Raw genomic sequence first — 23,528 nt, forward strand, 5'->3', positions numbered from 1 at the left:
CCGCAGGTGGAGAATTTACCACCGAGTGGGTTGAGGCTGCCCCTGAATGAAAGGGTGACATGAGTACACCTTCACACATTAAAGAAGACATCAGCCGAATGGTTGATGAGACTCCTCCGTCCGGCAAGCACCGGGGCATCGGTGCTCTTGCTGCCGTGGCAACCTTGGGATCCTTGCTTTTTGGATATGACACAGGTGTTATTTCCGGAGCGCTTCCCTATCTGTATATGCCTCACCTGGCTGGTGGGCTCGGCCTAACTCCGGTTCAGGAGGGTGCAATCGGCGGCACGCTCCTCATTGGGGCCGCAATTGGTGCCGTGACTGGTGGCATCATGTCTGATCGGTGGGGACGTCGTCACAATATTACGATCCTCGCGATGATCTTCTTGCTGGGGGCACTGGGGACAACATTCTCCCCGAATGTCGTCGTGATGTACATGTTCCGCTTTGTGCTTGGGTTCGCCGTCGGTGCCGCATCGGCCACGGTCCCGGTGTATCTCGCCGAAAACGCCCCCAAACGCATTCGAGGGTCAATTGTTGCCATTGATCAGCTCATGATCGTCACTGGTCAGCTCTTGGCATTCTCCATGAACGCCATCATCAACGCTGCCCATGGTGGGCCACAGCTGGTCATCAAGGCCAACAACAACCCCGACAGCCTCGGCATCACGAAGGGCACCTATTCGTGGGATCAAATCCTGGCTTTACAGGCATCGAAGGGTGGCCCCCTGGAGGCGGATCAATACCGCACATTTGTAGAGAATCTCGTCATTCAGTCCGGCAACGGCGCGGCTTGGCGTTGGATGTTGGTGCTGTGTTCAATTCCAGCCATTGCGTTGTGGATTGGTATCCGCTTGATGCCTGAGTCGGCTCGTTGGTACTTGGCAAAAGGCCGAGTGGCCGACGCTATTGGGGCGCTCAAGCGGGTTCGTGACCCGGAGAAGGATGGCCCCCTGGACGCTGAGGTTGAGGAGATGCTCATCTCGCAGCAACGCGAGTTGGAGAATAAGTACCAGGGCAATGCGTTTGCCCACGTGTGGCGAACACCGTGGCTTCGCAAACTCATGCTAGTGGGAATATTCCTGGCCATCGTCAACCAGACCACGGGTGTTAATACCGTCATGTATTACGCGCCGAAGGTGCTGGAATATGCGGGTATGACAACCTCGGCATCGATCACCGCGCAGGTGGCCAATGGCATCATGTCCGTCATCGGTTCACTTGCCGGTCTGTGGCTGATCCTCAAGTTCAGTCGACGCAGTTTGCTCATCTTTGACGTTTCTGCTGTAGGTGTCACTCTGCTTGTTATCGCCGCAACCTTCCAGTTCACGATCTCCCCACATATTGTCAATAAGACCACGCCGCCGACTTGGGCGCCATACCTGATTCTTGGTCTCATGGCGGTGTTTATGCTCATCGTGCAATCGACTAATGGTACGGTGGTCTGGACGATGCTTGGTGAGATGTTCCCGTCGAATGTTCGCGGTATCATGAACGGTACGGCTATCTTCTTCATGTGGGTGGTCAATGCTCTTATAACGTTTACCTTCCCGTCCATGATGGCCAACTTGGGAGGTGGGCTCACGTACACTATTTACGGCATTATGAACATCGTCATTGCCGTGATTCTGTTCAAGATCATGCCGGAAACTCAGAACAAGTCTTTGGAACAAATCGAGACGTACATGGAAGAGCGCTATTCCTGAGCCTCTTTCCGGGGTGCTGAGTGGGGTGTGTGGCTCGTACGGTCATGCACCCCACTTGGCTATACCGTGAGCGGGGTCGTCGTCGCACTGTCGCTATGGACTGTGGGCGACGGAATGACTTCATTGTTGAGGTGGCGACGGCCCCGGAGCTCGTTGTGTGCGATCTTGTGCGACTTGCGAGCGTCTGATGTAATGACATTGAATGTATGGACAAAGGAGTAAAGGTTATGGATTCCTTGCCAACAACGATGCGTGCCGCCGTCCTACGAAAGCCCGGTGAGCCGCTCGTCATCGAAACCCTCAACGTTCCCAGGCCACGTCATGGCGAGGTCCTCCTCAAGGTCATCGCCTGCGGCCTGTGTCACTCCGACTTGCACGTCCTGGGCGGGGCGATCAGCTTTCCTGTCCCGGCGGTTCTCGGCCATGAGGTCAGTGGCGTCATCGTTGAACTTGGTGATGGTCTGGATCATTCCGGCCTCGAAATTGGACAGCGGGTCTCGGGCGGATTTCTCATGCCTTGCGGTGAGTGTGAAGCTTGTCGTCAGGGGCGAGACGACCTGTGCGGGCCGTTCTTCGAGATGAACCGGCTGAAGGGGACTCTCTACGATGGACAAACGCGACTGTTTTCTCCGGACGGCGAACCGGTTGCGATGTACTCGATGGGTGCTCTCGCACAGTACTGCGTCGTCCCTGCGACGGCTGTTGTGCCGCTGCCAGCAGGGCTTGATCCGCTCAACTCCGCCATCCTTGGGTGCGCGGCGATGACCGCCTATGGAGCGGTCCGTCGCGGCGCAGACTTGAGGTATGGCGAGTCTGTGGCAGTTGTTGCCACAGGGGGAGTGGGGTCGAATATCTTGCAAGTTGCCAGCGCGATGGGGGCTGATCCCATCATCGCCATTGATGTCAAGGACGAGAAACTGGCGGAAGCCAGGAGCCTTGGCGCCACCCATACCGTCAACTCTGTCAAGGAAGACGCCAGGCGGAGAGTCCTCGAGATCACGGGCGGGCGAGGTGTCCAGATTGCCTTCGAGGCATTGGGCATACCTGCCACGTGGACGACGGCTCTGGATGTCCTGGCTGATGGTGGACGCATGGTTCCTGTGGGGCTGGGAGCGGGAGTGCAGACTGCCGGTGTGGAGATCAACAGGACGGTCCGGCGTGGCCAGTCGATCTTGGGATCCTACGGTGCGCGCACGCGAGTCGACTTGCCTGCCGTCGTTGCCATGGCTGCTCGCGGCATCATTGATGTCGACAAGGTTGTCAACAAGGTGTTCAGTCTCGATGAGGTCAACGAGGGCTACGCCATGCTTCGAGATGGTGCGATGGTCGGTCGTGGCGTGATCGACATGTCCTTGTGACGGCCGATATTGGGTCCGGGGCCGAGTGCGGCCCCGGACCCTTTGCCGCTATCGGTGAGGCTGGTCCATCAACGGGGCTTGGCCCGTCCTCTGGCGAGAACGGGCCAAGCGCCATGATGCAACCGATTTGAGGCGACGTTGCAGGGTATGTGTTGGTTTATCGTCCCAGTGACGCCAAGGCCTCGTAGGACTTCTTCGCGTTGATGATGGGGCCGCTGCCCGCCGGTGGCTCCTCGTTGATCATGATGTCCTGCTCCAGGACGTAGTAGCCGTCAAATCCGGCCTCGTCGAGGAGTTTCACGATGGCGGCGAAATCGATGTCTCCCTCTCCGATGGGCGCGAACATCCCTGAGCGGATGCCTTCTGACCAGGTGATCTCGCCTGGTAGAAGCTTGTCAGTCATGTCCTTGTGAACGTCCTTGGCGTGGATGATGTCGACACGGTTGGCATACTCGCGCACCAACTCGACGACGTCCGTACCACCGCACGCCAGGTGGCCTGTGTCCAGGCACAGCCCAATCGAGGAGTTGTCGAGCACTCGAATCACTTCGTCACGGTTCTGGACCATCGTTCCCCAATGGGGGTGCAGGCAGGCCGTGACGTTGCGACTGGCGCAGACTTCTCGGATACGGTCAAGGTTGGTGAACAGAGTGTTCCAACCTGCCTCGTCGAGGACTGGGCGGTTGTCGTATCCCTCGCGTCCGGAGTCCGCGGCGAGGATCAGATAGTCACCTCCAGCGGCTTCGAAAGCGTCAAGCTCTTTGTTCACCATGGGAATCGGATCGAAGTCTGGATCGTGCATGACGGACAGGAAGAACGCGCCCACGGGCTTGAGGCCGTACTTTTTCACCTCCGCGGCGCGGGCTTCGGCCTCAATAGGCAGCCAACCTTGGGGGCCAAACTCGGTAGCTGTGAGGCCAATCTGCTTCATCTCAGTCAGGACGCGCTCTGGAGTCATCTGGTAACCCCAGTTCGGAACCTCGCACACGCCCCAGCTGATGGGCGCTCCGGCAATCTTCATCGATGTGCTCCTCGTGTCTCGCGGGCCTGAGCTCCTATGCTTCAGGCTCCTTGTCGTAGTATATGTCCTGTCAATAGAGAGGGCAATAGTTGCCCAAGTTCGGAGAATCTCCGGCAAGGACGCTACTTTGTGCTAACATAATGGAAACTCGCCGTCACCGGTGGGTGCTCAGCTTTGTCGAACACGGGAGTTCACAGCATGATCAACATTGCCATCATCGGAGCCGGACGCATCGGCCACGTACACGCTCGAGCTATTGGGGCCCGTGACGATGTCACGTTGGCGCTCATCTGTGATCCATTCGAACAGAATGCGCGTGCTCTCGCCGAAAAATACGGTGTGAGGTACTGCTTGGATCCAGATGACGTTTTCGACGATCCCACTATCGACGCCGTCGTCATTGGATCTCCAACGCAGTTTCACGTTGACCACATACTCAAGGCGGTCAACAGCGGTAAACGAGTGATGTGTGAGAAGCCGATTGCACTTGACATCGAGTCCGCCAAGAGGTGCATTGACGAGCTCGGTGATCGCGCTGATCAGGTGATGATGGGCTTCAACCGTCGCTTTGATCCTACTTTCAGTGCCTTGAAGAGGCGTCTCGATGATGGCGAGATTGGTGCTCTGCAACAATTCATCGTCGTATCCCGAGACCCAGCGGCTCCGCCCGCTTCCTACATTGCGGGTTCTGGCGGCATCTTCAAGGACATGACGATCCACGACTTCGACATGGTGAGACACTTCCTCGGCGACATCGCTGAGGTCAATGCCGTGGGCACCAATGTCTGTCCAGAGATTGCGGAGCAGGGAGATCTCGATCAGGTGATCGTCACTCTGAAGTCTCGTGACGGCAAGCTCGCCACGATCGTCAACTCGCGGACGTGCGCGTTTGGATATGACCAGCGCATTGAGGCTTTCGGCGCTGCCGGCATGCTCAGTGCCGACAACCTGACCGCGACCGCAGTGCGCAAGGCCACCAGCACCCAAACTGAGGCGAAGACCGCGGTTTTGGACTTCTTCCTCGAGCGTTACGAGGATGCCTACCGTATTGAGTTGGAGACGTTCCTGGACTCAATCGCCGTCGGCGGTGTGGTCTCTCCGTCGGTACGTGATGGCTACGAGGCCTTGGTCCTGGCCGATGCGGCATCGCGTAGCGCCAAGGAGCATCGCGTCGTCACGCTCTGACGCCTATCGGTACAATCCCTGGGTGAGCATTGACGACCAACATTCTGCGGATCCAGTGCCGTCAACAGAGGGCACCGGATCCGCGGGAGTGCCGTCAACACAGGGCGCAGACGCCCCGAAGGCATCTCGTGCTCGCGAGCGTCCCGTCGATGAGTTTCTGGCCGGAGCTGGAACTCTTCACCCATTGCTGTCCCTGCTGGCCGCAATGGCCATCTTCGGGGTGGGACAAGGTGTTTTCGCGTTTGTGCTCACGGCGTTGGTGGGGGGCCATCCCGATGCCCAGACCTCGACGATCCTGCTTCTGGCGTCATTCGCGGGGGTCTGGTTGGTGCTGTGGTTGTGGATGAGGTTCGTCGAGCAGCGGCCGATGGCGTGCCTGGGTTTGCGCGGGCCCGCTCGCGACGTCGGGATCGGCGTGGCGATCGCGGTTGCGATCTTGGCGGTTGACGTTGTCGTCATGACGGGCCTCGGTCAGGTTCGGATGGCGTGGGCCCGTCCCGATGCCACGGCAGCGGTGCTCACCGTCGCCTCGCTCGCGTTGTTCTTGGTCCAGGGATGTGCCGAGGAGGTCGTGCTGCGTGGCTACCTCATGCAGTCGCTGGCAGCGAGGTGGGGGATTCCTGCCGGTCTGGCCATCCAAGCTGTCGTCTTTGCTGCCCTCCATGGCGCAAACCCAGGGATGACGTGGATCGCACTGGTCAACGTTGCGGGATATGGCCTCATGTTGGGTCTATTGGTGATCTGGCGAGGAAATCTGATCGCCGCGATGGGGTTTCACACTGTCTGGAACTGGTTGCAGGGAGTGGTGTTGGGATTCGACGTCTCCGGACTGGGATTCAGATACACCCTGATGACTGTTGATCCCACGGACGGATCCCGCTCCTGGATCACCGGAGGAACCTTCGGGGCAGAGGGATCCATCATCAGCACCCTCGCCCTCGTCATCCTCGTGACCGGCCTGATCGTGACGATTCGACGAGACTGGCGCAAGAATTAGAACATGGCATTGCTCGAGGTCATCTGTCTGCACGAGAACGACGCCAAGCGGGCAGCACAGGGAGGGGCCGATCGCATCGAATTGGTCGGCACCATGGACGACGACGGTCTTGCGCCCAGCCCGGAATTGCTGGCACGCACTCTCAGCGTCGTCGACATCCCGGTGCGTCCCATGATGCGCCTGGACAGTGGATTTCGTGCCGGTCCGCGCAGGCGTGACGAAATGGTCCACCTGCTGAGCACCTATCGCGATCTTGGCGCTGACGGTCCGGTGCTGGGATTTCTCGACGAAGCCACCGGGGTCGACATCGAGACCGTCACCGAGCTCACCGAGGGCTGGTCAGGCTGGACCTTTCACCGAGCCATCGACAACAGCCTGGAGCCCGACAAGGCATGGGTGCAACTGCTGACTCTGCCGAGGCTGGATCAGGTCCTCACTGCCGGATCACCGCGAGGCATCGAGCACGGTCTCGACGACCTCATCTCCCGAGCCGAGGCCAACCCTCGAGTGGCCGAGCTCATCATGGCCGGCGGTGGCCTGCGTCCCGAGCACGTCCCGTGGCTGTATCGGGCCGGTGTGCGTGCCTTCCACATTGGCAGCCCGGCCCGACCTCAGGGGTCCTGGAAGGCGTGGGTGGACGCCGATTTGGTGCGCTCCTGGCGCGACCTGCTTGATCGCCTCGCCGGCTGAGACAAAGCGGAGGAGTTGGGGGTTTCAGAGCGCGCAAAGCCCCATGTCCTGGGTGCCTGGGCACGGAAGGGGAATTCACCGTGGTCGTTCTCGGCGCCCTGGGATGCTGGGGTGGTGGCCTACGAAGACTGTGTTGATGGTGATTACGAAGGAGCCGTCGCGCTGTCTGGCTGGTGGCGCGCAATGATCCGTGCCATCCCCTCAATAGTTTCGATGAGGGTCTCCATGGAGGCGTCGGTCGAATGGGTCAGCCCCACCGCGGTGTATCCCTTTGTTCCGGTGGAAGCCACGGAATTGACGTGCCAGCCATCCTCGCGTGGCAGCCAACCATTCTTGACGTGGGGCGATCGCATTCCAGCCGTCATGCCCCAGTCCTGATCTTTTTCGACGTTGGACATGAGTTTTTGGGCATAGGTCCGCATGGACTCAGGGATGATCTTGTTGGGGCAGAAGATGTGGTCTGCGAGGACAACTTGGTCTGCGGCCGTCGTCGAGGTCAATCCCCAGCGACCTTCGGGATCGAAGGTGGTGTGAGTGGCTCCCATGCGGTGCATCGCCTTGCGGACCCCGTCGGCCTCACCGGCTTTGCTCCACAAAGCGGTCGCGGCGTCATTGCTGGATTCCTCGATCATCGGTGCCAGAAGGTCCTTTTCGGAGTCAGACAGCTGACGATTCTCACCCGCTGCCTGGATCATGACCGTCTCCATGATTGCGAGCTTGATGATCGACGCCGTGATGTAATGCGTGGCTCCGTGGTTGAGGACATGAATCTCGCGGTTCCCATGCACCCTCATGGCCACCGACTGCTCGCCATCGCGAGAGTCGAGGTACTTCTTGAGTTCATCCTCGTAGGGGAACGCGACATAGGGTCCAGGATCAGCCGGATTAGTCACTTTCGTCGGGGTATGCCGGGGACGCTGCTGGTGCGTCGAGTGAGTCGGGTCAGTCGATTGCGTCGGGGGAGTCGGGGGAGTCGGGTGAGTCGGGGGAGTCGGGTGGCTCTGTCTGTTCGTAGCCTGGATTACCGGTAGGCCGATGGCCGCACCAGTCGCAGCAATCAAGCCGCCCAGCGCGACACGCCTGGAGATCGGTGCTTTCCCAGACAAATTCGTTCTCCTATTCCAACACCCGTTACGTTCACGTCCATTCTCATGCTGTCGAGTCCAAGGCGTCCAAGTCATCGGCGTCAACGATGCGGTATGAGTACCCCTGTTCGGCAAGGAAGCGCTGACGATGACTGGCGAACTCGGCATCGACGGTATCCCGCGAGACTACCGCGTAGAACCGGGCGACGATCCCGTCCTTGGGCCGAAGCAGACGTCCCAGACGCTGGGCTTCCTCCTGACGAGACCCGAAGGCTCCCGAGACCTGGATGGCGACCTCGGCGCTTGGCAGGTCAATGGAGAAATTGGCGACCTTGGAGACCACGAGCAGGTCGATCTTCCCCTCCCGGAAATCCTGGTAGATCTCTTGACGCCGGGTAGGTGTCGTCGCACCGGTGATGATCGGGCACTCCAATTCGTCGGCCAACTCTTCCAACTGGTCGACGTACTGGCCGATGACCAGGGTCGGTTGGCCCCGATGGCGGGCTACTAGGTCCGCAACCACCCGGTTCTTGATGGGCAGGGTCGCGGCCATCCGGTAACGAACGTCAGGTTCAGCCATGGCGCAGGCCATTCGGTCAGATTCAGGCAAACTCACCCGCACCTCGACGCAATCGGCAGGAGCGATCCACCCCTGGGCTTCGATTTCTTTCCAGGGGGCGTCGTAGCGCTTGGGGCCGATGAGGGTGAACACATCATCCTCGTGCCCATCCTCGCGTACCAGGGTGGCCGTCAAGCCGAGACGACGACGCGCCTGCAAGTCGGCCGTCATGCGGAAGACCGGGGCGGGTAGCAGGTGAACCTCGTCATAAATCACCAAACCCCAGTCGCGGGCCTCGAAAAGCTCCAGATGCGGATGTACGCCATGACGTTTGGTGGTGATGACCTGATACGTGGCGATCGTCACGGGGCGGACCTGTTTGCGCGACCCGGAATACTCCCCGATCTCGTCAGGGGTGAGCGAGGTGCGGCGGACGAGCTCCTCTTTCCATTGCCGGGCGGAGACCGTGTTGGTGACGAGGATGAGCGTCGTGGATCGAGCCAAGCTCATGGCTGTCGCCCCGACGACGGTCTTGCCGGCTCCGCAGGGCAGCACGACAACCCCGGACCCGCCGTCCCAGAACGACTCTGCCGCCACCCGCTGGTACGGCCGCAGGCCCCACCCATCCTCGGTCAGATCGATGTCGTGGTGCTCGCCGTCGACGTATCCGGCGAGGTCCTCCGCCGGCCAGCCGAGTTTCAGCAGGGTCTGTTTCAGGACGCCGCGCTGTGACGGGTGGACCACCGCCGTCTCGTCGTCGATCTGGTCACCGACGAGACCACGCACTGACGTGGATCGCAGTACCTCGGTGAGTACGGCCTTGTCGGTCGACACCAGGACGAGCCCATGGGTGGGGTGTTTCTCGATGCGCAACCGGCCATAGCGTGACATCGTCTCGGTGACGTCGATGAGGAGCCCGGAGGCCACCGGGTAGCGGGAGTACCGCATGAGAGTGTCGACGACCTGTTCGGCGTCGTGACCAGCGGCCATGGCATTCCACAAACCCAGTGGGGTCAGTCGGTAGGTGTGGATGTGTTCGGGAGCCCGTTCCAGTTCCGCAAAAGGGGAGATGGCATGACGACACTCGTCCGCCAGAGGATGATCGACCTCCAGCAGGAGGGTGCGATCGGACTGGACAATGAGGGGGCCCGGTACAGAAGTCATCGCTTCCAGTATCGCCCCTGACCCCAGATTTGTTCCCTCCCACAGGGGTTGATGAGACGTCGTCAGGCTGGTTGGCAGGCAGTGATCCGAGATACCGGGACGATCGCCACCCCGCCACCACCACGGATGACGCAGCGCACCGCCCCTGCCGCGACCGCCATGATTCTCACCGTCTGCCGTACCGTCGTGCCATCGTCGATGACTCGCTCGATCTGCATCCACGCACCCTCGTGTTGAGCTTGATGTAGCTGGGACAGGAGCTGACGGCGATCCGAGAACCCGCGGCCCTGGTTGTTGAGCAACGAGGCGGCAAGGCCCTCCGGATCGGCCTGCGGAACTGCAGACGACGGGGCGTCGACCTTGGCACGTGGTGGAGGCGGGGCCGAGAAGACGTCGCCGTGGGAATCGCGTGCCACCGGGGACATTCCCAATTGGCGCAGCCCGGCGAGCACCTGATCGGGTTCTGCCTGGGCCACCAGCACCTGCGGACCAACGCGACGCAGCCCCAGATCGGTTGCCAGAGCACTACGCAGAATGGACTCGACACCAGCGGGGTCGTCAACCTCCACCAAGGCGCCAACAGCGGCCACCGACACCCGGCCGTAGTCACGCACCACGTCGTCGAGGAGGACCAGCAGCCCTTGTGGAACATCGCTGAGGGAGTGGTCCGACCACCACTGGCGCACCCGTTGCCCAGTCCACCCGGCATCGAGGGCTCGACGCAGACTGGTCCGGCTGAATCGGCGCACACCGGCGATCCCGGTGGACTCCCGATCGGCCAGTAGGGCGAGGTCGGCGGCGGTGTCGGGGGTCAGCGGGCCGGGGGCAATGACGCTGAGATCGGACTGCAGGATCACCCCGTCAGTGCGTTCTGGCATGTCAGCGCAGGTGAGGGCATCGACGAGATCGGTGCGCGCTCCCACAGCGATCATCCCCAGCACTTGACACTCGTCGAGAACAGCCTCAACCAAGGAATCCTCGACGGTGGTGCCTGGTTGACGCCACCGGATGCGGTCGGCGACCAGACCAGCCTCAATGGGGGTGCCAGGTTCAGCGGTGCTCAATTCCTCATGGACCAGACGCCGCCACGCCTGTGCGGTAGCTGGCGACGAGGCGGTCAAGGTGTTGTCGAGAGTGCCGGGAAACTGCGGGATGCGTCGCCAGGCATCGCGCAGGCTGACCCACTGACCCCACAGGGAATCAGTGCGCCAGCGGTCCGCAACCAGAGTCGGCAGCCAGCTGCGCCCATCGGCCGCGATGAACCCTCCAGTGGCGGCCAGGGCCAGGTGCACCCAGCCGTCGTCGCCTGGAGCCACCCGAGACAGCACGGTGCGGGCGTCTCTCTTGGCCATGCCGCCATTGGCCAGCACGGTGCAGTCGTGACGTTCCACCCCTTCCAAGAGTGCGGACATTGCGCTCACAGCCTCCAGAGCTGTCCCCAAGCCGGCGCGGTTGACCAGGCTGGTTTGACGCGGCTGAGGCCATGCCGGTGGGGTGGGGCTGGGCTGTTCGGCGAAGAGACGATTCCCGCGCAGCAGCAGGGCCACCTCGCGGGGCAGGATGACGGTCTCATCGTCGAGGGGACGCAGCAGGTGGTGAGCCAGCGCCATGTCGACGGGGGTCGTCGCCGTCTCGGGTGTGACCGTGCGACGAGCGTTGGGGACATGGCCGGTGGGCGACCACGCCAGACGCTCCAACACGGTGCGTGCCTGGGGTCCGGCGGCAGCCAGACTTGCGGCCACGTCCTCACAGTCCATGGGCACCATCGACACCGGTGCCAGACTGGCCGGGTATTCAGACAGGTGGGCGGTGACGACGTGACTGACATGCAGGTGGCCGGAATCTTCCAGGACCAGCATCATGTCGAGCAGATCGGACAAGCCGTCGGCGACGTCTGCACGGATCGTGTCGGGATCGGTCGGCCATCCCTGGCAGATGGCCTCGACCAGCTCAGCCAGTGTGAGGTCTCCCAGTGCGGCGAGCGCCGTCAACAGGCTCAGTCGCCACCGGTCCAGGCTGGAAATGGCCGCATTGATCGACGCATGGGTGCCGGCCCGTGAAGAGACCTCAGCCAGGTCGCGTGGGGTGGGATTGGCCAGGTCGGGACGCAGGGTCAACAGCCGGGAGAGTCCCTGGGCGTCCAGACCTCGAATCGTGGAGGCAAGGGTCGTCGGTTCATCGACCGTACTCATCGACGTGACCTCGGATCCGGAGGGGTCAGGCGACGATCAATGAGGATGAATCCGAGTGCGAGCATCACGATGCAGCCCAGGCGAGACATCCATGCGAACTGGGCCAGCACGGTTCGTACCGGAGACTCGGTGGCTCCTCCGATGATGACGACGACCGTCACGGCGGTGAGGGCTTTGTTGAGACGCCCGGCGGCGAAAGGATGACGCCATGCCAGCAACCAGGCGAGAATCAGCGCCGGTATCGACAGCGGGGACCACACGCATCCCAGTGCCAAGACGACGATCCACGGCCAGCCCAGCGCCCGACACAGATCGAGGAAGGATCGGCTGCCAGCGGTGGCAGGCATGCGCGGATCAAGGCGCCGGGGCATCCGGATGGGTTTGATACGCGGCGGTGGAACCGTTGAGATGGGGGCTCCCGCCGGAGCGGCCCAGGTTGAGGAGCCACTGGCCAACCTGGTGGTGCGGATGGGCATGTACGGGTCACGACGCTCGGCACGAGGACCGGTCAGTCCTGCCTGGGTGGAGAACGGGTCGTGGGGTTCGCGGCTGCTGCGACGGCGCGGTGCCAACTCGGCCAGTGGACGGTCATCCCCGCCGTAATAGTTGCGAGGGCCGATGGATGGCATCCCGGCGGCCGGGTTGACGGGAAGGGTCACCGTCTCGAGAGGAGCGACCCGAGGAGCTTGGAAGGCACTGGGGGCAGGACGGGAGCCGACGGCATCGATGGGTGCTCTCCTGACAGTGCTGTGCGCCATGGCTCCATGGTAGGGGGTGAGGCCGGTCACGCGGTGCGCTCAGTGTGTGCGGGTCAACGCTCACCGGTCATGATTGCCATCGCTCAAGCGCGCTCACGAGGGCCTAGTCTCACCATGGACACGACGTGATGCGCGGTGTGGACGCGCATATGAGGGAGGGGTCGACATGGAGGTCATCATCTGCTCCGACGAGCAGGCTGTCGGGCGAATTGCCGCCGAGCGTATAGCCAAGGTTCTGGCCCGGGCCAAGAATCCGGTGTTGGGGGTGGCGACAGGATCAACCCCATTGACGACGTATTCCTCGCTGGCTGCTCTCGCTCAGGAAGGCAAGGCTGATTTCACCGGTCTGCGCGCCTTCGCCCTGGACGAGTACGTCGGTCTTCCCGCCGACGACGAGCGCTCCTACGCGGCCACCATTCGCCACACCGTCACCGAGCAGCTCGGGCTGGACCCCGCTGACGTGCACACCCCGGATGGCATGGCCGACGACCTCGACGCAGCCTGCGCCGATTACGAGGCGGCCATCAAGGGGGCCGACGGGGTCGATGTCCAGATTCTCGGCATTGGGGCCAACGGCCACATCGGGTTCAACGAGCCGACCAGCTCGCTGTCGTCGCGGACTCGCGTCAAGACCCTCGCCGAGCGGACCAAGGCTGACAATGCTCGCTTCTTCGAGGAGGGCGAGAAGGTTCCCAGCCACTGTGTCACCCAGGGGCTCGGGACGATCATGGATGCCCGCAACATCGTTCTGCTGGCCATCGGGGCCAACAAGGCTGACGCCCTCGCGGGAGCTGTCGAGGGCCCGGTCTCGGCCATGTGCCCGGCCTCGGTGTTGCAGTTCCACCCCCATGTTCTCGTCATAGCCGACGAGGCCGCCGCATCCAAGCTGACGATGGCTGACTACTTCCGGTGGACTGACGGCCAGCGGGGTGATCTCTCCGGCACCATGTGAGACCGGTTGATGTGACTCTTCCAGCTCGTTGGGCATCTTCCTGACAGGCTGTGGCAAGATCGCCAGTGGTGGACCGTCGACAAGGCTGTAGCCTTGTATGGCGGTCCATCGACCGTCATGAGCAGAAGGAGTGAGCCAGAGATGCCAACCGGAAAGGTGCGTTTCTACGACGCCACCAAGGGGTTCGGTTTCCTGACGAAGGACGGCGGCGGCGACGTGTACGTCAACGCCTCCGCCTTGCCCGCAGGGGTGGATGCCCTGAAACCCGGTCAGAAGGTTGACTTCGGGGTTGTTGAGGGACGTCGCGGAGAGCAGGCCCTGTCCCTGCAGATCATCGAGACCCCGGCCTCGTTGTCCAAGGCGAGCCGCAAGAAGCCGCAGGAGCTGGCGGTGATCTGCGAGGACCTCATCAAGATGCTAGACAAGATGGGCAATGGCTACCGGCACGGACGTCATCCCGATCCGCGCACCGCCGGCGCGGTGGCCAAGATGCTTCGTGCTGTTGCCGATGAGTTGGAGCTGTGATGACACAGGTGACGTCGAAACCGCGCTCTGCGACCCGGGCCGTCAAGCCTGACGCGACCATCGCGAAAGCTGTTGACCAGGCACGGGAAGCGGCCGAACACCGCGCGGGTGACTTCGGGGTGGGTGAGCACGTCGGGACGGTCGTCGAGGCTGAGCGCGTCCTGACCCACCTCTTCGAGTGCCCGCATCCGGGGTATCGGGGCTGGCGGTGGGCCGTGACGATGTCGCGTGCCCTGCGCGGACGCAACGTCACCGTCAACGAGGTCGTCCTGGTCCCCGGCGACGACTCGCTGCTGGCCCCCGAGTGGGTGCCGTGGCGGGACCGTGTGCGCGCCGGGGACATCACCGCCGGTACCCTCATGCCCACTGCCGACAATGATCCGCGTCTGGAGCCTGGTTATACCGGTGGCGAGCTTGCCACTGACCAGGACCCGGCTGAGTGGGCTGCCACCCGCGCTGTGGCCTCCGAGTTGGGGCTTGGCCGTGAGCGTGTGCTGTCGCGGGAGGGTCGTGACTCCACCGCTGAGCGTTGGCTGGCCGGTGAGGGTGGCCCTGACAACGCCATGAGTCGGCATGCCCCTGCCCGCTGCGCCACCTGTGGCTACTTCGTGCGTATCCAGCACTCCCTGGGGCGGGTTTTCGGAGTGTGCTCCAACGAGTTCTCGACCTCCGACGGCTCAGTGGTTCACGTCGACCACGGCTGTGGCGGCCACTCCGACGTCGTCGAGAAGCATCGCGGGATTGAACTGCCCGAGCCAGTCTTCGACACCATCTCGATTGACGACTCGTTGTTCGACTGAGGTGCGTGGGATTCAGCGGGCTGATCGTCGCCAGCAGTATGCCGTGCCGACGATCCCCAGCCCGGTGCCCGTCAGGCAGATCCACAGCCAGTCGCGGTAGCCGGCGTCGGTGAGACGGTCGAGCATGATCCAGCAGATGATGGACGCCACCGCGAAGGCGATGGTGCCCACAATGCCGACCGTCACCCCGTTCTCGTCAACGGGGGCAACATTGGCCTGGGTCAGCAGGTGTTCACGCTGGTTCGCCACGGTGCCATCCTAATGCCCCCGCACTGTGACCCAGACACGTCATCCCTAGAATGCCCCCGTGTCTAGCATCACCACATCAGCAAGAATCGATCAGTGGTTCCATCTCACGCAACGAGGATCGACGAGATCACGTGAGGTTCGCGGCGGCATCGTCACCTTCTTCACGATGGCTTACATTCTGGCCCTGAACCCTCTCATCATCGGGACCGCGGCGGACAAGAACGGCAAGCTCCTCAGCGGTGCTCCGAAGTTCCTCGATGCGGCCGGCACCACCCTCAACACTGCCGCCATCGACGACAACAAGATGATGGTCATGGCCGTCACTGCCTTCGTGGCGGCGATCATGACGATCGCCATGGGCATCTGGGGCCGATTCCCGATGGGTATTGCGACCGGTCTTGGTATCAACTCCCTGCTGGCCTACGTCATCGCCCCGACGATGACCTGGCCCCAGGCCATGGGTCTGGTGGTGTGGGAGGGTGTCCTCATCCTCATCTTCGTCCTCACGGGCGTGCGAGAAATGATCTTTCGGGCCGTCCCGAACTCGCTACGCTCGGCGATCAGCGTCGGAATTGGCCTGTTCATCGCCTTCGTTGGTTTCGTGGACTCTGGCGTCATTCGCCGCGGTGCTGGTACTCCCGTCACCTTGGGTGTGGGTGGCAGCCTGGAGGGTTGGCCGATCTTCCTGGGTCTGGTCGGATTCCTGCTTCTCGTCGTGCTGCACCAGCGTCACGTCAAGGGATCCATGCTCATCGCCATCCTCGGTACCTCCCTGTTGGGCGTCATCATCGAGGCGATCGCTCACCTGGGGCCGCAGAGCGAACAGAACCCCACCGGCTGGGCCCTCAACGTTCCGAGGCTGCCCGGAGCAGCTGACTTCCGTCTGCCAAATCTGGGCCTGCTGGGTCACGTCGATCTGTTCGGCGGCTTCCTGGTTGACGGCCACTTCCGCATCGGAGTGTTCCTGGGAACCCTGCTGGTCGTCTTCTCCCTCATGCTGGCCGACTTCTTCGACACCATGGGAACCGTCGTCGCCATCGGTGACCAGGCCGGCATCCTCGATGAGACCGGCAACCCCGAGCACCTCAAGGGGATCCTCGTCGTCGATGCCTTGGCCGCCGTCGCCGGTGGTCTTGGTTCGGCCTCCTCGGCTACCGGTTACGTCGAATCGGCTGCCGGCGTGGGGGAGGGGGCCCGAACGGGTATCGCCTCCATCGTCACCGGCATCGGATTCCTGCTGGCGATGTTCCTGTCCCCGATCGTCTCGATCATTCCGTCGGAGGCGGCCGCACCCGTGTTGGTCTTCGTCGGATTCCTCATGATGGCCCAGGTCACCCACATTGACTGGAAACACGCCGAGGAAGGTTTGCCAGCCTTCCTGGGCATGGTGCTCATGCCGTTCGCCTACTCGATCACCACGGGTATCGGCGCTGGCCTCATCATGTTCTGCATCACCAAGACCATCGCTGGCAAGGCACGCAAGATCCATCCCCTGTTGTGGGTGGTTGCAGCCCTCTTCGTGATCTACTTCGCCCAGTCCCTGCTCATGAGACTGTTTGGCCAGATGTGATGCTGGTGGGCCGGACCCCATCGACGGTGTCAGGTTGCCAGACCACCAAGAGGTCTGGCGCCGGGCGGCCCAGGTCGACGGCGAGGTCCATCCACCCCGGATATGAGTTGAGGAAGTCCAGGATGGCGTCAGCTTCGCCTCGCCGCTGCGCCGGTATCTTGTCGACGACCTCAGCCAGCCCGAGCCGAGTTGCCAATACCTGCCCGGTGCGCGCATAGCCGGTCTTCATTCCTGGTGCCGGCCGCAGCGGAATCTGCGGGTCATTGACCATGAGCCGGTTGATGGCACAAGTGCTGGGTAATCCGGCAGCGGCCAGGTCGAAGTCGAGCTCATCGAGGCGGGCCACCGACATCGGGATCTCGGTCCATCCCCATGACAGGTGGGTCAGCCACTCATTGACCAGTCGCCAGCACCGTCTCAGACGATCAGGCTCAATGTAGCGGCCACGAACCAAGTCCTCGACGTCATTGGGAGTCGGCCATCCCGCCGGCAGTACCGGGCCCTCGACGTGGGGCTTGTAGAGCGGATGGAAAGGGTTGCGCCAACCTGAGCGACGATGGTGATGGACGGGCACGCTGAAGGTGGCCTCGGTCCACTTGCGCAGCTTCTTGGCGAGGCCCTCGTCAGCCCCAAACATGTCGCGAACTTCGTCGATCGCGATGGCGTTGAGTCTCAACCCACCCATGGCAACAGGGTATTCGTCTTGGGGTCGGCATAAGGTGTAATCCATGAATCCGCGCTCGAGGCAACACATCGTCAGCGGGGTTCTCATCATTCTCGTACTGCTTGTCGTGGTGGGATCCCTGCTGTGACAGGTCGACCCGGCATGGCAGGATGTCTCTTCGTGACCCGACGATCCCGAGCCCGACATTTCCGCTGCGCGAGTGCGCTGGTGGCCCTGGGGTGTGCCTGGGGGCTGTCGGCTGGCCCGGCTGCTGCCGTTGATCTCACCGTGTCGACCGGTGAGAAGCTTGGCAACCCGGTTGGCATGGCTGCCGATCTCGACCATGACTGGTACTGGGTCACCGATGGTTCGCAGTCGACGGTCCACTCCCTGCTCGCTCTCGACAAGACCGGTAAGGAAGTCCACCGGGTGACGTGGGAGCCAGCCTTCCACGACGTGCAGGCGATGTCATGGGCCAACGGGGCGCTCTATGTTGCTGACATCGGTGACAAGGACGCCAAGCGTCGCGGCGTCCGAGTGATGTCTCCCACCTCGCCGGCTGCCGATCAGTCCACCTATCACGAGTGGATGTTCACCTACCCTGACGGCGCTCACGATGCCAAGGCCTTGGCAGTCAGTCCTAAGGGATCCTTTTACATCATCACTGGCGGTCCCGCTCCGGCGATCTACCGTGGCGGCCCGCAAGCCAGCCGCACGGAGTCCAACCCACTGGAGAAGGTGGCCAACGCTCCCGCTGGGGTCAAGGACGCCACCTTCCTGCCAGACGGATCACGGCTGGCGATGCTGACCGACCACGAGGTTCGCGTCGTTGATGCCTACTCCTGGAAGACGCTGGCCAACGCGTCCTTCTCGGGTGGGCAGGCCATCACCACCGACACCACCCAGAAGACCCTGGAAATCGCGACCTCCGGCACCGCGGTGAAAGGACTTGACTTTCCGACGACGCTGACCTCGGTGTCGCCGACCCCCTCGTCGACTCCCACCCCCCGGGCAGGGGCGACCCAGGCCAGTGGGAAGCCCACCTCCAAGGCACGCTCGGGCACCCTCACCGCGGTGTTGGGGGCGTTCGCGGTGGCGCTGTGTGCCGGGGTCGTGACCTTCTTCCACGGCCGCTCCCAGGACACCACGTGGCGGCACCGTTAATCGCGGTGCTCCAGTAGCCAATCCAGGCAGGCCGTCAAGGCCTCGACGTCGCTTGGTTCGATCGAGCTGAAGGTGGCCACCCGGATCTGATTGCGGCCCAGCTTGCGATAGGGCTCGATGTCGAGGATCCCGTTCTCGCGGGCGCGGGCACACAGGTGGGCCGCGTCGACGGACTCGTCGATGTCAATCGTCACCACGACAGGGCTGCGCAGCCCCGGGTCGGTGACGAATGGGGTCGTCAGCGGGTTGTCCTCGGCCCAGCGGTAGAGGATGCCCGAGGTTGACGCGGTGCGCGATGCCGCCCACGCCATGCCGCCGTTGTCCAGCAGCCAACGGCACTGGGCCTCCACCATGACCAGTGTGGCCAGTGCCGGAGTGTTGAGGGTCTGGTCGGCCCGGGAGTTCGTCACTGCGACGCTGAGATCGAGCATCTGTGGTACCCAGCGAGGTGAGGCAGTCAATTGTTGCGAGCGTTCGATCGCTGCTGGTGACAATATCGCAAGCCATAATCCGCCGTCTGAGGCCAGGTTCTTCTGAGCCGAGAAGTAGTAGGCGTCGGTCTGCGCCACGTCTGCGGCGAGTCCACCGGCGGCCGATGTGGCGTCGACGATGACCAGGGAATCCTCCGCGATGTCATCTGGACGACTCACCGGTGCGACGACTCCGGTGGAGGTCTCGTTGTGGGCCCACGCATAGGCGTCAACCTCTCCGACGGCTCGTGGCAGGGCGAGGTCGCCGGGTGGGGCCTGGAAAACTGCCGGGTCAGCGAGGAAGGGTGCCCCCTGCAGAGCTGTGGAGAATTTCTTCGTGAACTCGCCATACACGCCTGTGGCAGCGCGTTTTTCCACCAGACAGACGGTCGCCATGTCCCAGAAGAGGGTGGCTCCGCCGTTGCCAAGGGCAACCTCATACCCGGCCGGAAGATCGTAGAGAGCGCCGAGCTCCTCGCGGATGGCGGCGACCACATGACGAACAGGTGGTTGGCGATGAGAGGTGCCCATCACCGATCCCGGTTCAGCCAGACGGGCCACCACCTCCCGCCGGATCCGGGACGGGCCACACCCGAAACGGGGGTCGGAGGGGAGGAGGTCACGGGGGATCTTGGGCTGGGCCATGGTCCGATACTGGCAGATCTTGGTGCAGACGGATCTGGAGTTCACGTCGTGACGATGTGGCAGTATGTGGAAAAAGCCGCTGCCAAGGAGGCATCGATGATCAGCCGTATCGCTTCGCACCACGTCGTCGCCCGGGACGGAAGTGACTCACCGGCAACGATCACCGTCGAAGCCGGACGCATCACCAAGGTCAGTGAGGGCATCGATGCTCAGGCCGAGCTCGTCGACGAGTGGATCCTGCCTGGATACGTCGACACCCACTGTCACGGCGGCGCCGGTGCCGACTTTACCGACCCCGACCACTCCGCCGCCCTGCGAGCCGTCGCCCACCACCGTAGCCAGGGCTCGACGACCCTCTTCGCATCCACGGTGACCGCCGCCATTGACGACGTCGTCGACCAGATCGGACGACTCCGTCAGCTCGTCGACGCCGACGAGATCGCCGGCATCCACCTCGAGGGCCCCTTCCTCGCCGAGTCGCGCAAGGGTGCTCACGCCGTCGAGTTGTTGTGCGATCCCGATCCGGTGTCGGTGGATCGGCTCATCCAGGCGGGTGGGCCGGCTCTCAAGATGGTGACGATTGCTCCCGAACGTGAGCACGGTCTGGAGGCCGTCGCGACCTTCAGCAAAGCGGGAGTACACGCGGCCATCGGTCACACCGAGTGCGACAACACCACGGCCAGCGCTGCCGTCGATGCCGGATCCGACGTCATCACCCACCTGTTCAATGCGATGCCGTCCATCCATCACCGCAATCCCGGCCCGGTCCCGCCGATGCTCACCGACCCACGTGTGGTCTGTGAGCTCATTTGTGACGGCGTGCACCTGGCCCCAGACGTCATCCGGATGGCCATCGCGGCTGCTGGGCCGCAGCGCATCGCCCTGGTCACCGACGCCATGAGCGCCACAGGCCAGCCCGACGGCGATTACATTCTGGGCAGCTTGCCGGTGAAGGTCGTTGACGGCCGCGCACGGCTGCTGAGCGCTGACGGTTCTCTGGGAGCGATCGCAGGATCGACGTTGACGATGGGTCGCGCTGTCGAGTTCGTCACCTCGGTCGTGGGGCTGCCGCTGGGTCAGGTTGCCGTCATGGCGGCCACCACACCGGCCAAGCTTCACGGGTTGGACGAGGTTGGCGTCCTGGAAGAGGGGCACTGGGCTGACATGTGTCTCACTGACCAGAAGGGTCATCTGGTCCGCGTCATTCGTCGCGGCGAGTCTGTCTGACGACCAGACAGGTATTTGCGCACTAAACTTTCCTGACGTGGGCGCTCGGACGTGAGCAATGACGCCCCGACCGTTTTGTCAGACAGCCTGTCCGGTGGGCAGGTGGCCAGCGACGCCCCGCGGCTGTGAGGGCGGGAAAGGTGCACCGTGAGCAGTGAACTCGTTGATACCACGGAGATGTATCTGAGGACTCTCTACGAGCTGCTTGAGGAAGGTGTCGAACTGCGCCGGGCCCGTATCGTCGAGCGACTGCACCAGTCGGGTCCCACCGTCTCCCAGACGGTGGCTCGTATGGAGCGTGACGGTCTCGTGGTCGTCGAGTCCGACCGCTCGATCTCGTTGACTCAGGAAGGTCACGACGTGGCCGAGTCCGTGATGCGCAAGCATCGTCTGGCCGAGTGCCTGCTCACCGAGGTCATCGGTCTTCGCCCCGACATGGTCCATGACGAGGCGTGCCGCTGGGAGCACGTCATTTCTGGTGAGGTTGAGAAGCGCCTCACCGAGATCTTGGACAGCCCTGATGTCTCCCCGTTCGGTTGCCCCCTTCCTCCCGAGCCGGCCGGACGTCGTCCCGACGATTCCGCCCGTTTCCGCAACGACTCCAAGCCTCTCGCTGAGATCATCGCCGAGGTTGGCTGCCCGGTCAGCGTCACCGTCACCCGGTTGTCGGAGTTCTTCCAGGCCACGGAAGGTAATCTCACCGACATCTACGCCGCCGGCTTGTTGCCGGGCAAGAGCATCGAGGTCGAGGATGATGCTGACGGTATCCGTCTGACCGGTCCTCAGGGTACGGTCGTCGTCGATCCGGAGGTTCTTTCTGGCCTGTTCGTCGTCCTGAACTCCTGAGCCGCGCTCATGATGCCTCGATGAGTGTGTCCCAAACCTTGCAGCCCAGTCACGTCCCCGATCTGAACCAGATCGCCGCACTGTGTGAGACGGGCTGGTATGACACCGCCGATTCCATGTTGCGCATGGCGCGGGCGTCTGAATCCGATGATCCCCATCTTGTCCGGGCCGCCGCCGTGACGGCTGTGGCCCGCAGGGTGCTGGCCCTGGACGCCGAGGATTTCGAGGAGATCGGGGAGCGCCTGCCTGCCCATCTGCGTTCCCGGCTCACCGACGCGGGTTTCCCGCATCATCCCCGGGCCTCGCAGCGGGGGGCCTTGGGAGACCTGGTGCCTCTCTACGAACTCATGCTTGAGGTCCTCGACATCCGCATGCACCGTGAGGAACCCCAGCAGGTCGTCGTGACCTGTCACATCCTGGGGGAGTACCTGGGTCAGCTGGCCTGGCAGTCGGTGTTAGGGGATGGCGGAGACCCACTCACCCTGCCCAACAAGGTGGGGCAGAAGTGGGGAGGCGACGGGCACGATTGCGCCCACACCTCCGCGATGAACGCGACCGCTCGCCGTAGCCTCCACGCTGCTCTGGGAGACCAGGAGGGCTACACCTCGTACCTGGACAAATTCCATTCCAGGTTGGGTGAAGCCCTCGGGGTGTGCGCGATGAATCACGCCACCAGTGATGCGGGGCAGCGTCCTGACGTCGGTATCACCTGTCCGCACCCGTGCCAGTGGGTGCTGGCCGGCACGCTCGAGGAACGTCGAGCCTTGGACGCTCGGGTGCGTCTGGCCCGTATCTTCCAGGAATCTGGTCTGGTGGCGCTGCGTCACCACGCCCCGGTGGGTCATTTCTTCGGGGTGCCGTCGGGCAGCGAGATCGGCCAGGCCTGGGTGGCGACCTGGAACAAGCTCAATGAGCAGTGGGCCGACGGGTCCAACCCGATGCTGGACCCTTCGGCTCCCGGATACGACGTCGACGTCGCCGACGAGGCGTTGCCAGGCCTGTCTCGGGTGGTGTCGGTCATTGCCGCGCGCCCCATCCGTGCCGGTCACCTGCTGCGTGATCTTGGCGCAACCGCGGTTGCCGAGTTGAACGGTACGGGTAGCCTGGCTCCCACCGTCGCGGCATCGAGGTGAATACGCCTCGACACGTCGGGAATACACCAGAATCTCATGCTGTTACAGCACACATGAGCCGAGGCGCCATGGCGTTGCGGCCGACCGAACCCAAGCAATTACCGGGAGGTACAACGTGGCTACCGTCGCATTGACCAAGGACAACTTCTCCTCGACCATCGATTCCAACGATGCCGTCCTCATCGACTTCTGGGCATCTTGGTGCGGACCGTGCCAGCGCTTCTCGCCCATTTACGAGGACGCCAGTGAGCGTCACACTGATGTGACCTTCGCCAAGGTCGACACCGAGGACCAGCAGGAGCTGTCCGCCGGTCTGGAGATCACCTCCATCCCGACGATCATGGCCTTCCGTGCCGGCTACCTCGTCTTCCGTCAGGCCGGCCTGTTGCAGGGCCGTCAGCTCGACGAGCTCATCGAGAAGGTCAAGGAGATCGACGTCGAGGATCTCAAGGCGCAGGCTGAGGCCCAGAAGCAGGGCTGAGGTCGGGTTTTCATCCCCCGCCCATGTGTGCGGGGTCCAGGGCCGACGGCAGGGTGGTAACGTCCTGTCGTCGGCCCTTCTTACGTC

21 protein-coding genes and 1 pseudogene are annotated in these 23,528 nt (G+C 62.9%); 14 read left to right on the top strand and 8 right to left on the bottom strand.

Annotation, left to right across the window (positions count from 1 at the left end; genetic code table 11):
- Positions 1–98: 98 nt before the first annotated feature.
- Complete coding sequence (locus tag O6R08_RS02025; RefSeq protein ID WP_271419164.1) at positions 99–1,706, top strand: MFS transporter; 1,608 nt, start codon at positions 99–101, stop codon at positions 1,704–1,706.
- A 227-nt stretch (positions 1,707–1,933) separates the two neighbouring features.
- Positions 1,934–3,064: a zinc-binding dehydrogenase gene (locus O6R08_RS02030; protein WP_271418527.1), complete on the top strand. Its 1,131-nt coding sequence runs from the start codon at positions 1,934–1,936 to the stop codon at positions 3,062–3,064.
- 157 nt (positions 3,065–3,221) lie between these two features.
- On the opposite strand, the gene O6R08_RS02035 is transcribed toward O6R08_RS02030, so the two are convergent.
- Complete coding sequence (locus tag O6R08_RS02035) at positions 3,222–4,085, bottom strand: sugar phosphate isomerase/epimerase family protein (RefSeq protein WP_271418528.1); 864 nt, start codon at positions 4,083–4,085, stop codon at positions 3,222–3,224.
- Between the two features lie 198 nt (positions 4,086–4,283).
- Here O6R08_RS02035 and iolG point away from each other — a divergent pair, with 198 nt between their 5' ends.
- The 3 genes from iolG (at position 4,284) to O6R08_RS02050 (ending at position 6,957) form a co-directional block, all read left to right on the top strand.
- Positions 4,284–5,270: an inositol 2-dehydrogenase gene (gene iolG, locus O6R08_RS02040; protein WP_271418529.1), complete on the top strand. Its 987-nt coding sequence runs from the start codon at positions 4,284–4,286 to the stop codon at positions 5,268–5,270.
- Positions 5,271–5,475: 205 nt separating this feature from the next.
- Positions 5,476–6,267, top strand: a complete 792-nt coding sequence (locus tag O6R08_RS02045; protein ID WP_271419165.1) for a CPBP family intramembrane glutamic endopeptidase — start codon at positions 5,476–5,478, stop codon at positions 6,265–6,267.
- A gap of 3 nt (positions 6,268–6,270) precedes the next feature.
- The gene (locus O6R08_RS02050; protein WP_271418530.1) at positions 6,271–6,957 is read left to right on the top strand and encodes a copper homeostasis protein CutC; all 687 of its coding nucleotides are present in this window, start codon (positions 6,271–6,273) and stop codon (positions 6,955–6,957) included.
- 24 nt (positions 6,958–6,981) lie between these two features.
- Here O6R08_RS02050 and O6R08_RS02055 read toward each other — a convergent pair.
- From O6R08_RS02055 to O6R08_RS02070, 4 genes and pseudogenes are all read right to left on the bottom strand, one after another.
- Positions 6,982–8,063, bottom strand: a pseudogene (locus O6R08_RS02055) (serine hydrolase).
- Between the two features lie 43 nt (positions 8,064–8,106).
- A complete protein-coding gene (locus tag O6R08_RS02060; protein ID WP_271418531.1) occupies positions 8,107–9,765 on the bottom strand; it encodes a DNA repair helicase XPB in 1,659 nt (552 codons plus the stop codon).
- Positions 9,766–9,827: 62 nt separating this feature from the next.
- Positions 9,828–11,957 carry a helicase-associated domain-containing protein gene (locus tag O6R08_RS02065; RefSeq protein WP_271418532.1) on the bottom strand — a complete coding sequence of 710 codons (2,130 nt, stop codon included), beginning with the start codon at positions 11,955–11,957 and terminating at the stop codon, positions 9,828–9,830.
- A complete protein-coding gene (locus O6R08_RS02070; RefSeq protein WP_271419166.1) occupies positions 11,954–12,328 on the bottom strand; it encodes a hypothetical protein in 375 nt (124 codons plus the stop codon). Before O6R08_RS02070 ends, O6R08_RS02065 begins: the two co-directional genes overlap by 4 nt.
- A gap of 553 nt (positions 12,329–12,881) precedes the next feature.
- Here O6R08_RS02070 and nagB point away from each other — a divergent pair.
- The 3 genes from nagB to O6R08_RS02085 all read left to right on the top strand — a co-directional run bounded on the left by nagB (position 12,882) and on the right by O6R08_RS02085 (position 14,992).
- The gene (nagB, locus tag O6R08_RS02075) at positions 12,882–13,667 is read left to right on the top strand and encodes a glucosamine-6-phosphate deaminase (RefSeq protein ID WP_271418533.1); all 786 of its coding nucleotides are present in this window, start codon (positions 12,882–12,884) and stop codon (positions 13,665–13,667) included.
- A gap of 141 nt (positions 13,668–13,808) precedes the next feature.
- The gene (locus tag O6R08_RS02080) at positions 13,809–14,192 is read left to right on the top strand and encodes a cold-shock protein (protein WP_271418534.1); all 384 of its coding nucleotides are present in this window, start codon (positions 13,809–13,811) and stop codon (positions 14,190–14,192) included.
- A complete protein-coding gene (locus tag O6R08_RS02085; protein WP_271418535.1) occupies positions 14,192–14,992 on the top strand; it encodes a DUF3027 domain-containing protein in 801 nt (266 codons plus the stop codon). Before O6R08_RS02080 ends, O6R08_RS02085 begins: the two co-directional genes overlap by 1 nt.
- A gap of 12 nt (positions 14,993–15,004) precedes the next feature.
- Here the strand turns inward: O6R08_RS02085 and O6R08_RS02090 are convergent, their stop codons facing one another.
- Entirely contained in the window at positions 15,005–15,241 is a 237-nt protein-coding gene (locus O6R08_RS02090) for a DUF2530 domain-containing protein (RefSeq protein WP_271418536.1), read from the bottom strand.
- A gap of 58 nt (positions 15,242–15,299) precedes the next feature.
- On the opposite strand from O6R08_RS02090, the gene O6R08_RS02095 reads away from it, so the two are divergent.
- Positions 15,300–16,811, top strand: a complete 1,512-nt coding sequence (locus O6R08_RS02095) for an NCS2 family permease (protein WP_408640120.1) — start codon at positions 15,300–15,302, stop codon at positions 16,809–16,811.
- Here O6R08_RS02095 and O6R08_RS02100 read toward each other — a convergent pair.
- Entirely contained in the window at positions 16,786–17,496 is a 711-nt protein-coding gene (locus O6R08_RS02100) for a hypothetical protein (protein ID WP_271418537.1), read from the bottom strand. The genes O6R08_RS02095 and O6R08_RS02100 overlap by 26 nt on opposite strands.
- 303 nt (positions 17,497–17,799) lie before the next feature.
- On the opposite strand from O6R08_RS02100, the gene O6R08_RS02105 reads away from it, so the two are divergent.
- On the top strand, positions 17,800–18,639 hold the full coding sequence (locus O6R08_RS02105; RefSeq protein ID WP_271419168.1) for a hypothetical protein: 840 nt from the start codon (positions 17,800–17,802) through the stop codon (positions 18,637–18,639).
- On the opposite strand, the gene serC is transcribed toward O6R08_RS02105, so the two are convergent.
- The gene (gene serC, locus O6R08_RS02110) at positions 18,636–19,754 is read right to left on the bottom strand and encodes a phosphoserine transaminase (protein ID WP_271419169.1); all 1,119 of its coding nucleotides are present in this window, start codon (positions 19,752–19,754) and stop codon (positions 18,636–18,638) included. The two genes, O6R08_RS02105 and serC, sit on opposite strands and share 4 nt — an antisense overlap.
- 96 nt (positions 19,755–19,850) lie before the next feature.
- Between serC and nagA the strand changes: the two genes are divergently transcribed.
- The 4 genes from nagA to trxA all read left to right on the top strand — a co-directional run bounded on the left by nagA (position 19,851) and on the right by trxA (position 23,441).
- Positions 19,851–20,981 carry an N-acetylglucosamine-6-phosphate deacetylase gene (gene nagA, locus O6R08_RS02115; RefSeq protein ID WP_271419170.1) on the top strand — a complete coding sequence of 377 codons (1,131 nt, stop codon included), beginning with the start codon at positions 19,851–19,853 and terminating at the stop codon, positions 20,979–20,981.
- A gap of 177 nt (positions 20,982–21,158) precedes the next feature.
- A complete protein-coding gene (locus O6R08_RS02120) occupies positions 21,159–21,827 on the top strand; it encodes a metal-dependent transcriptional regulator (RefSeq protein ID WP_271419171.1) in 669 nt (222 codons plus the stop codon).
- A gap of 20 nt (positions 21,828–21,847) precedes the next feature.
- Positions 21,848–22,960 carry a hypothetical protein gene (locus O6R08_RS02125; RefSeq protein WP_271418538.1) on the top strand — a complete coding sequence of 371 codons (1,113 nt, stop codon included), beginning with the start codon at positions 21,848–21,850 and terminating at the stop codon, positions 22,958–22,960.
- Positions 22,961–23,057: 97 nt separating this feature from the next.
- Positions 23,058–23,441, top strand: coding sequence for a thioredoxin (gene trxA, locus O6R08_RS02130; RefSeq protein WP_271419172.1), 384 nt, complete (start codon positions 23,058–23,060; stop codon positions 23,439–23,441).
- The last annotated feature ends 87 nt before the right edge of the window (positions 23,442–23,528 follow it).

This window comes from Cutibacterium equinum, from assembly GCF_028021195.1.
In the GTDB taxonomy this organism is placed as follows: domain Bacteria; phylum Actinomycetota; class Actinomycetes; order Propionibacteriales; family Propionibacteriaceae; genus Cutibacterium; species Cutibacterium equinum.

What these genes read in the sequence shown, in the direction of transcription:
- O6R08_RS02120 (WP_271419171.1), top strand. Translation starts at nt 21,159, where the DNA reads ATGTATCTGAGGACTCTCTACGAGCTGCTTGAGGAAGGTGTCGAACTG.
- O6R08_RS02050 (WP_271418530.1), top strand. Translation starts at nt 6,271, where the DNA reads ATGGCATTGCTCGAGGTCATCTGTCTGCACGAGAACGACGCCAAGCGG.
- nagB (WP_271418533.1), top strand. Translation starts at nt 12,882, where the DNA reads ATGGAGGTCATCATCTGCTCCGACGAGCAGGCTGTCGGGCGAATTGCC.
- O6R08_RS02085 (WP_271418535.1), top strand. Translation starts at nt 14,192, where the DNA reads ATGACACAGGTGACGTCGAAACCGCGCTCTGCGACCCGGGCCGTCAAG.
- O6R08_RS02080 (WP_271418534.1), top strand. Translation starts at nt 13,809, where the DNA reads ATGCCAACCGGAAAGGTGCGTTTCTACGACGCCACCAAGGGGTTCGGT.
- O6R08_RS02035 (WP_271418528.1), bottom strand. Translation starts at nt 4,085, where the DNA reads ATGAAGATTGCCGGAGCGCCCATCAGCTGGGGCGTGTGCGAGGTTCCG.
- nagA (WP_271419170.1), top strand. Translation starts at nt 19,851, where the DNA reads ATGATCAGCCGTATCGCTTCGCACCACGTCGTCGCCCGGGACGGAAGT.
- O6R08_RS02100 (WP_271418537.1), bottom strand. Translation starts at nt 17,496, where the DNA reads ATGGGTGGGTTGAGACTCAACGCCATCGCGATCGACGAAGTTCGCGAC.
- serC (WP_271419169.1), bottom strand. Translation starts at nt 19,754, where the DNA reads ATGGCCCAGCCCAAGATCCCCCGTGACCTCCTCCCCTCCGACCCCCGT.
- O6R08_RS02025 (WP_271419164.1), top strand. Translation starts at nt 99, where the DNA reads ATGGTTGATGAGACTCCTCCGTCCGGCAAGCACCGGGGCATCGGTGCT.
- O6R08_RS02065 (WP_271418532.1), bottom strand. Translation starts at nt 11,957, where the DNA reads ATGAGTACGGTCGATGAACCGACGACCCTTGCCTCCACGATTCGAGGT.
- O6R08_RS02060 (WP_271418531.1), bottom strand. Translation starts at nt 9,765, where the DNA reads ATGACTTCTGTACCGGGCCCCCTCATTGTCCAGTCCGATCGCACCCTC.
- iolG (WP_271418529.1), top strand. Translation starts at nt 4,284, where the DNA reads ATGATCAACATTGCCATCATCGGAGCCGGACGCATCGGCCACGTACAC.
- O6R08_RS02070 (WP_271419166.1), bottom strand. Translation starts at nt 12,328, where the DNA reads ATGCCCCGGCGCCTTGATCCGCGCATGCCTGCCACCGCTGGCAGCCGA.
- O6R08_RS02045 (WP_271419165.1), top strand. Translation starts at nt 5,476, where the DNA reads ATGGCCATCTTCGGGGTGGGACAAGGTGTTTTCGCGTTTGTGCTCACG.
- O6R08_RS02105 (WP_271419168.1), top strand. Translation starts at nt 17,800, where the DNA reads ATGGCTGCCGATCTCGACCATGACTGGTACTGGGTCACCGATGGTTCG.
- O6R08_RS02125 (WP_271418538.1), top strand. Translation starts at nt 21,848, where the DNA reads ATGAGTGTGTCCCAAACCTTGCAGCCCAGTCACGTCCCCGATCTGAAC.
- O6R08_RS02030 (WP_271418527.1), top strand. Translation starts at nt 1,934, where the DNA reads ATGGATTCCTTGCCAACAACGATGCGTGCCGCCGTCCTACGAAAGCCC.